7 protein-coding genes and 5 pseudogenes are annotated in these 5,587 nt (G+C 62.1%); 5 read left to right on the plus strand and 7 right to left on the minus strand.

Going from position 1 to position 5,587, the window contains the following annotated elements:
- Positions 1–321: pseudogene (gene tcuB, locus ABSG20_RS28250) on the plus strand (tricarballylate utilization protein TcuB); the annotation flags it as partial.
- A 334-nt stretch (positions 322–655) separates the two neighbouring features.
- Here tcuB (ABSG20_RS28250) and ABSG20_RS28255 read toward each other — a convergent pair.
- Positions 656–1,078, minus strand: a complete 423-nt coding sequence (locus ABSG20_RS28255) for a type II toxin-antitoxin system VapC family toxin (protein WP_423867763.1) — start codon at positions 1,076–1,078, stop codon at positions 656–658.
- Positions 1,075–1,329, minus strand: coding sequence for a FitA-like ribbon-helix-helix domain-containing protein (locus ABSG20_RS28260; RefSeq protein ID WP_423867764.1), 255 nt, complete (start codon positions 1,327–1,329; stop codon positions 1,075–1,077). Before ABSG20_RS28260 ends, ABSG20_RS28255 begins: the two co-directional genes overlap by 4 nt.
- A 284-nt stretch (positions 1,330–1,613) precedes the next feature.
- Between ABSG20_RS28260 and tcuB (ABSG20_RS28265) the strand changes: the two are divergent.
- The 4 genes and pseudogenes from tcuB (ABSG20_RS28265) to tcuB (ABSG20_RS28280) all read left to right on the plus strand — a co-directional run.
- A pseudogene (gene tcuB / locus ABSG20_RS28265) lies at positions 1,614–1,904 on the plus strand (tricarballylate utilization protein TcuB); the annotation flags it as partial.
- Between the two features lie 302 nt (positions 1,905–2,206).
- Complete coding sequence (locus tag ABSG20_RS28270; RefSeq protein WP_423867765.1) at positions 2,207–2,617, plus strand: toxin-antitoxin system TumE family protein; 411 nt, start codon at positions 2,207–2,209, stop codon at positions 2,615–2,617.
- Positions 2,614–2,994 (plus strand): HVO_A0114 family putative DNA-binding protein, encoded by a 381-nt coding sequence (locus tag ABSG20_RS28275; RefSeq protein WP_423867766.1) that lies wholly within the window; start codon positions 2,614–2,616, stop codon positions 2,992–2,994. Before ABSG20_RS28270 ends, ABSG20_RS28275 begins: the two co-directional genes overlap by 4 nt.
- 6 nt (positions 2,995–3,000) lie before the next feature.
- Positions 3,001–3,127 (plus strand): annotated as a pseudogene (gene tcuB / locus ABSG20_RS28280) (tricarballylate utilization protein TcuB); the annotation flags it as partial.
- 209 nt (positions 3,128–3,336) lie between these two features.
- On the opposite strand, the pseudogene ABSG20_RS28285 reads toward tcuB (ABSG20_RS28280), so the two are convergent.
- From ABSG20_RS28285 to ABSG20_RS28305, 5 genes and pseudogenes are all read right to left on the minus strand, one after another.
- Positions 3,337–3,456 (minus strand): annotated as a pseudogene (locus ABSG20_RS28285) (VapC toxin family PIN domain ribonuclease); the annotation flags it as partial.
- A pseudogene (locus ABSG20_RS28290) lies at positions 3,453–3,621 on the minus strand (FitA-like ribbon-helix-helix domain-containing protein); the annotation flags it as partial. The pseudogenes ABSG20_RS28290 and ABSG20_RS28285, both read right to left, overlap by 4 nt.
- Positions 3,622–3,624: 3 nt before the next feature.
- The gene (locus ABSG20_RS28295; RefSeq protein ID WP_423867767.1) at positions 3,625–4,038 is read right to left on the minus strand and encodes a Rieske (2Fe-2S) protein; all 414 of its coding nucleotides are present in this window, start codon (positions 4,036–4,038) and stop codon (positions 3,625–3,627) included.
- Positions 4,038–5,147, minus strand: coding sequence for an amidohydrolase family protein (locus tag ABSG20_RS28300; RefSeq protein WP_423867768.1), 1,110 nt, complete (start codon positions 5,145–5,147; stop codon positions 4,038–4,040). The genes ABSG20_RS28295 and ABSG20_RS28300 overlap by 1 nt, the downstream gene beginning before the upstream one ends.
- On the minus strand, positions 5,144–5,587 hold a 444-nt coding region (locus ABSG20_RS28305), incomplete at its 5' end, for an amidohydrolase family protein (protein WP_423867769.1). The genes ABSG20_RS28300 and ABSG20_RS28305, both read right to left, overlap by 4 nt.

Here is a 5,587-nt window from a genome sequence, read left to right on the forward strand (position 1 = left end):
CTGGGCGGCGTCGGGCTTCTGATCGGGCCTGCAGGCTTGCTGGCGGAGAGATCGAAGCGCGATCCGGCGCTGGTCGACGAGAAGCGGATTGGGATGGATATAGCGTTCATCGCCATGCTGTTCTTGACCGGCCTCACCGGCATCGCGCTCTTGCTGTTGCGCGAGACATCAGCGATGGGACCGCTATTGGCGCTGCATCTCGGCGTCGTATTCGCCCTGTTCATCACCCTTCCTTACGGCAAATTCGTGCACGGCCTCTATCGCTTCGCCGCGCTGGTGCGCTACGCAAGGGAGCGGCGGATGATGGGGCAAGGTACCTGAACGTCGTTGCAAGCGAAGCGAAGCAATCCATGCCGTGGAAAGATAGATTGCTTCGCTTCGCTAAGGAGAAGCAACGCGAGGTTCAGACAGGGCGCCCACAAAGGGCGCCCCTACGCCATGTCGATCCTGAAGGGGCGACCCTTGTGGTCGCCCTCCTTTGACGCCCCCGTATCCGGCCGGTCAGTTCTGTAGGGTGGGCAAAGCCAGCGAGACGCGCGAACGCGCGCACTCGATGGCGTGCCCACCATTGCGTAAGTTGGGTTAGGAAGCGTGGGTGACCGCACCGGAGCAGTCGGACGGATCGCACCATGCTCCGGACTTCGCGAGCCGCAGTTCAGACGGCGGCGGTCCAGGGGTCGATCACGGCGAGGCCGGCAGCCATGAACGCGCTTGTGTCGCGAGATGCGACCGCCAAATCATGCGAGGCGGCGATTGCGGCGATATAGCCGTCGGGCGTGGGGAAGCCCTTTCCGGCAGCCCGTGCCCTGACGGCCAGTTCGGCATAGCGTCGCGCCGCGCTGGTATCAAACGGCAGGATTCGATCCGCGAACAGCTCCAGCACCCCGTCGAGCGCGGCGGTCAACTTGTCCTTGCGCCTGCTCTTTGCAAGCGCGCCGATGCCGAACGCCAGCTCCGCAATGGTGATGCTTGATAGATATAGCGTCTCCGCCGCCTGTTCGTCGAGCCATGTGCGGACCCTTGGGGCCGGCTCGGGCTTCATCGCTTCGGAGACGACATTGGTGTCGAGCAGGATCATTCGAAACGCAGCGGCTCGGCGGGCTTGGTGTCGCGGGCCTGTTCCAGGGCTTCGACATCGGCGTTGGTGAGTCCGATTTTCCGGCTCATCTCCGCCAACGCGGTGCCGAGACGCAGCCGACCCTGCGGTCGCACGGCGGCTTCCAGGATGGCGCGCATTTCCGCCTCCGTGCTGCGATTGTGCTGAGCCGCACGGACCTTCAAGGCGCGATGCGTCGCATCGGAGAGGTTGCGAATGGTTACGGCGGCCATGATGGCGAAAATCCTAAACGATAGCAACGCTATCAATATGTGAGATTGCTATCATATGTCAAGGGAACGGCGGCGCTGATGCGTCGCCGTTGCCAGAGGCAACGACAACCTGGGGAGCATCGGGCTACGGGCTCGATGATGGCGATCGGATGCAACTGATGAATAGCTGGCGCCAACGCGCTACGAGGCAGCCTGAAGCGGCTTATGGCGGGTACGATCAGATCGCGGCGTTCATTTTCGGTTTTGCCGGGTTCAACGACCGGTAGGCCATGTTCGGTCTCTCGCTGGGACTGCTGGCAGAGAAATTCAAACGCGATCCGGTACTGGTTGATGAGAAGCGCACCGGCATGGATATCGCGTTCATCGCCATGCTGTTCTTGACCGGCCTCACCGGCATCGTGCTCTTGCTGTTGCGCGACAGCCGCGCGATGGGGCCGCTATTGGCGCTGCATCTCGGCGTCGTATTCGCCCTGTTCATCACGCTTCCTTACGGCAAATTCGTGCACGGGCTCTATCGCTTCGCCGCGCTGGTGCGTTATGCGCGGGAGCGGCGATTGATGGGGCAAGGTACCTGAACGTCGTTGCGAGCGAAGCGAAGCAATCCATGCCGTGGAAAGATAGATTGCTTCGCAAAGATAGATTGCTTCGCTTCGCTAAGGAGAAACAACTTGAGGTCCAGACAGGGCGCCCATTGGGGGCGCCCCTACGCCCTGTCGATCCTGTAGGGGCGACCCTTGTGGTCGCCCTCCTTTGACGCCCCCGTATCCGGCCGGCCAGTCGAGCAACCCGAACGGACGCCCCCAAGGGTGTGTGCCCAAGCTTGCACTGTCCCTTGACGGGAGAGGTGGGAAGCTTTAATATCACGTCCGGATATGAAATGAAAGATGCACCACCCGAATACGGGCTTGAGTTTCTGTTGGCCTTCGATGGGCGCATCCATCATCTCGAAGAAGGCTACTGGATCAAGCTCGAGATCAAGCGCGTCAAGGCTGCCAAGGAGCGCCCGCACGGCCTGTCCTATTCGTTCACGCTGCACGCACCGGACGGCACGCGGCTGATCGGTTTCGATAACGCCCATGGCGTTCCGGCGACAGGCTCGCGATTCAAACGGCCGCCAGATACGCACGATCACTGGCATCGAACGGAGAACGATCCAGGGCGCCCCTATCAGTTCAAGGATGCCGAAACCCTGATCGACGATTTCTTTGACGAGGTGGAGCGGGTCTTGGGCAAGCGCGGGATTGGCACGACGGTTGTCAAAGTGGAAGAGATACGGAGGTCGAAATGACCAAGCACAAGGTTCAGAATCTGCGATCCCTGCGCGACGAGATGAAGGCCGTGGCGCGCGGCGAACGGCCGGCACCGGCCGATGCCGACAAGCCGAGCTTCAATTCGGTCGATGCCGTGGTGCGGCTGTTGACGCCGGAGAACCGGGAACTTCTCGCCATGATCCGTGACCGCAAGCCTCAATCGGTCGCAGAGCTCGTGCAAATGAGCGGGCGGGCACAACCGAACCTCACGCGCACGCTGGCGAAGATGGAGGCGGCCGGCTTCATCACGATGAAAGCGGTCGGCGGGCGGCGCAAGGTGCCGAGCCTTACCGTCAAGAGGATTGTCGTCGAGATCGATCCCTGCTCGGATCATGACCGCCTCAGTGTCGCATAGGATTTACTGTTGGCGCTGCATCTCGGCGCGGTGTTTTCCCTGTTCATCACCCTTCCTTACGGCGAATCTCTATCGCTTCGCCGCGCTGGTGCGCTACGCAAGGGAGCGGCGGATGATGGGGTCGGGTGTTTAATCCCGTCATTGCGAGCGCCAGCGAAGCAATCCATCTCTCGCCAGGCACGAGCGGCTGGATTGCTTCGTCGCAAGGGCTCCTCGCAATGACGGATGACAGCTCGGACGTGGGGTGGGCAAAGCCAACGAGGTCGCGCGAACGCGCGGGCCGATGGCGTGGCCACCAACTACGCAAGTTGGGTTAGGAAGTGTGGGTGGACCGCACCGGAGCAGTCGGACCGCCACGCGATATAGCGTCTCCGCCGCTTGTTCGTCGAGCCATGCGCGGATCGCTGGGGCCGGCTCGGGCTTCATCGCTTCGGAGACGACATTGGTGTCGAGCAGGATCATTCGAAACGCAGCGGCTCGGCGGGCTTGGTGTCGCGGGTCTGTTCCAAGGATTCGACATCGGCGTTGGTGAGTCCGTTTCCGGCTCATCTCCGCCAGCGTGGTGCCGAGACGCAGCCGACCCTCCGGTCGCACGGCGGCTTCCAGGATGGCGCGCATTTCCGCCTCAAGCTACAAATCCACCACCACGTAATCGCTCTCCACCGACACGGCGATGGTCTCGGCGACATAAGGCCCCTTCACTACGCTCGTGCCCGGCTCGACATGGACCGGATAGGCTTTGGTCCGGAAGCGCTTGGGGTCGCACCAGGATTGCCCGGTGCGGATATCGAATTCCCAGCCGTGCCAGGGGCAGCGGATGATTTCCCCGAGCCTGGTATATTCGATCGCGCCGGGATCGGAGGATTGCGCGAGCCCGATCAGCGGTCCCTCACACAAGGCCGCGCCCTGGTGCGGGCAGCGGTTCAACAGGCCGAAGAACTCGCCCTTGATATTGAACACCGCGATCGGGCGCTCGTCGATGGTGAGGAATTTGCGCGTGCCCGGCGGCAGTTCGTCCACCGCCGCAATGACGTGACGGGTCATTATTGTACGCCGTAAAGCTTCCGCGCATTGCTCAGGTAAAACGCCTCGCGGTTGGCCTCGCTGACGCCGGGCGGCAATACCCGTGATGGCTCGTCATAATCCCAATGCGGATAGTCGGTCGCGAACAAGAGTTTGTCCCAGCCGATCCAGTCGATCACCTCGAACAGATGATCGCGCCGTTCGGGGTCTTCCATCGGCTGCGTGGTCCAGAAGATGTGGTCGCGGATCACTTCCGAGGGCGGACGCTTGAGATGCGGCACTTCGCTGCGCAAGCGCTGCCAGCTTTTGTCGAGCCGCCATGACAGCGATGGCGCCCAGCCGAAGCCGGCCTCGATCATGATCATCTTCAGCTTCGGATGCCGCTCGAACACGCCCTCCAGCACGATCGATGCCAACGTGGTCTGCTGGCACTGCGAATGTCCGACCATCTCCTCGATGTAGTAGCTCGGCCAACCCGACGCCGTGATCGGATTGCCGCCGAAGCCGAAGGCATGCACGCCGACCGGCAGTCCCACCTCTTCCGCGGCCTCATAGATCGGCCAGTAGCGGCGCTGCCCGAGCGGCTCGACATTGCGGCTCAACAGCAGCACCTGGACAAAATTCTTATCCCCGGCGCGCCTACGGATTTCGGCGGCGGCGGCCGGGCCGTCCTCGTTGGCGACCACGACCGAGCCTTTCAGGCGGCTATCCTTGCTGGTCCATTTCTCGATCTGCCAGTCATTGATGGCGGTCGCCAGCGCGGCGGAGAGATCGTGGTTGCGGATGCCCTGCCCGGTGTTGAGCGGATTAAGGACGCCGAGCACGACGTTGTTGGCGTCGAGATGCTGCGCCTGCATGAACGACAGCGACGAACCCTGCGGGCCGCCTTCCGGCGGATAGGCGTCGCGGCGCGACGCGTTCGGCTGCGCCTTCGGATAAGGCGGCCCCTCCATCATGCCCTGATATGGATGCTTGTCGTAGGTTTCGAGATGTTCGTGCCAGCGTTTTGCCAGATAGGGATAGAGTTCATCCGCGGTCGCGCGTGCGGGGTGGATATCGCAATCGGCAATCGCGGTCTTGACGCCCGCCGATGCGCCCGGCTCGACGCTGCTGCGGAACTGCATGTTCATGGCGTGGTTTCCTCAAGCGCCGGTTGGGTCAGGCGGCCATAGGTCGCAAGCGGGTTATCGATCATGATCCTGCGCACCAGATCGGACGATATCCCCTCCGGGAGCACCGCGTCGCCTTCAAATTGCCAGTGCGGATAATCGGTCGAGAATAGGAGCAATTCATCCGACTGCATATGGTCGAACAGCCGATTTAATGTCACAGGATCCGGCGGCGCATCGATCGGCTGCAGCGAAAAGCGGATATTGCTGCGCACAATGTCGAGCGGCGCGCGATCCACCCACGGCGTTTCCATGCGGATGCCGCGCCAGAACTTGTGCAGCCGCCACAAATAGGGCGGCAGCCAGGTGAAGCCGGATTCCAGCATCACCATTTTGAGCCGGGGATGGCGGGCGAAGACGCCCTCGACGATCAGGCTGGTCAATTGGGTCTGAAAGGCCTG

It is taken from the genome of Bradyrhizobium sp., from assembly GCF_049512235.1.
Classification (GTDB): domain Bacteria; phylum Pseudomonadota; class Alphaproteobacteria; order Rhizobiales; family Xanthobacteraceae; genus Bradyrhizobium.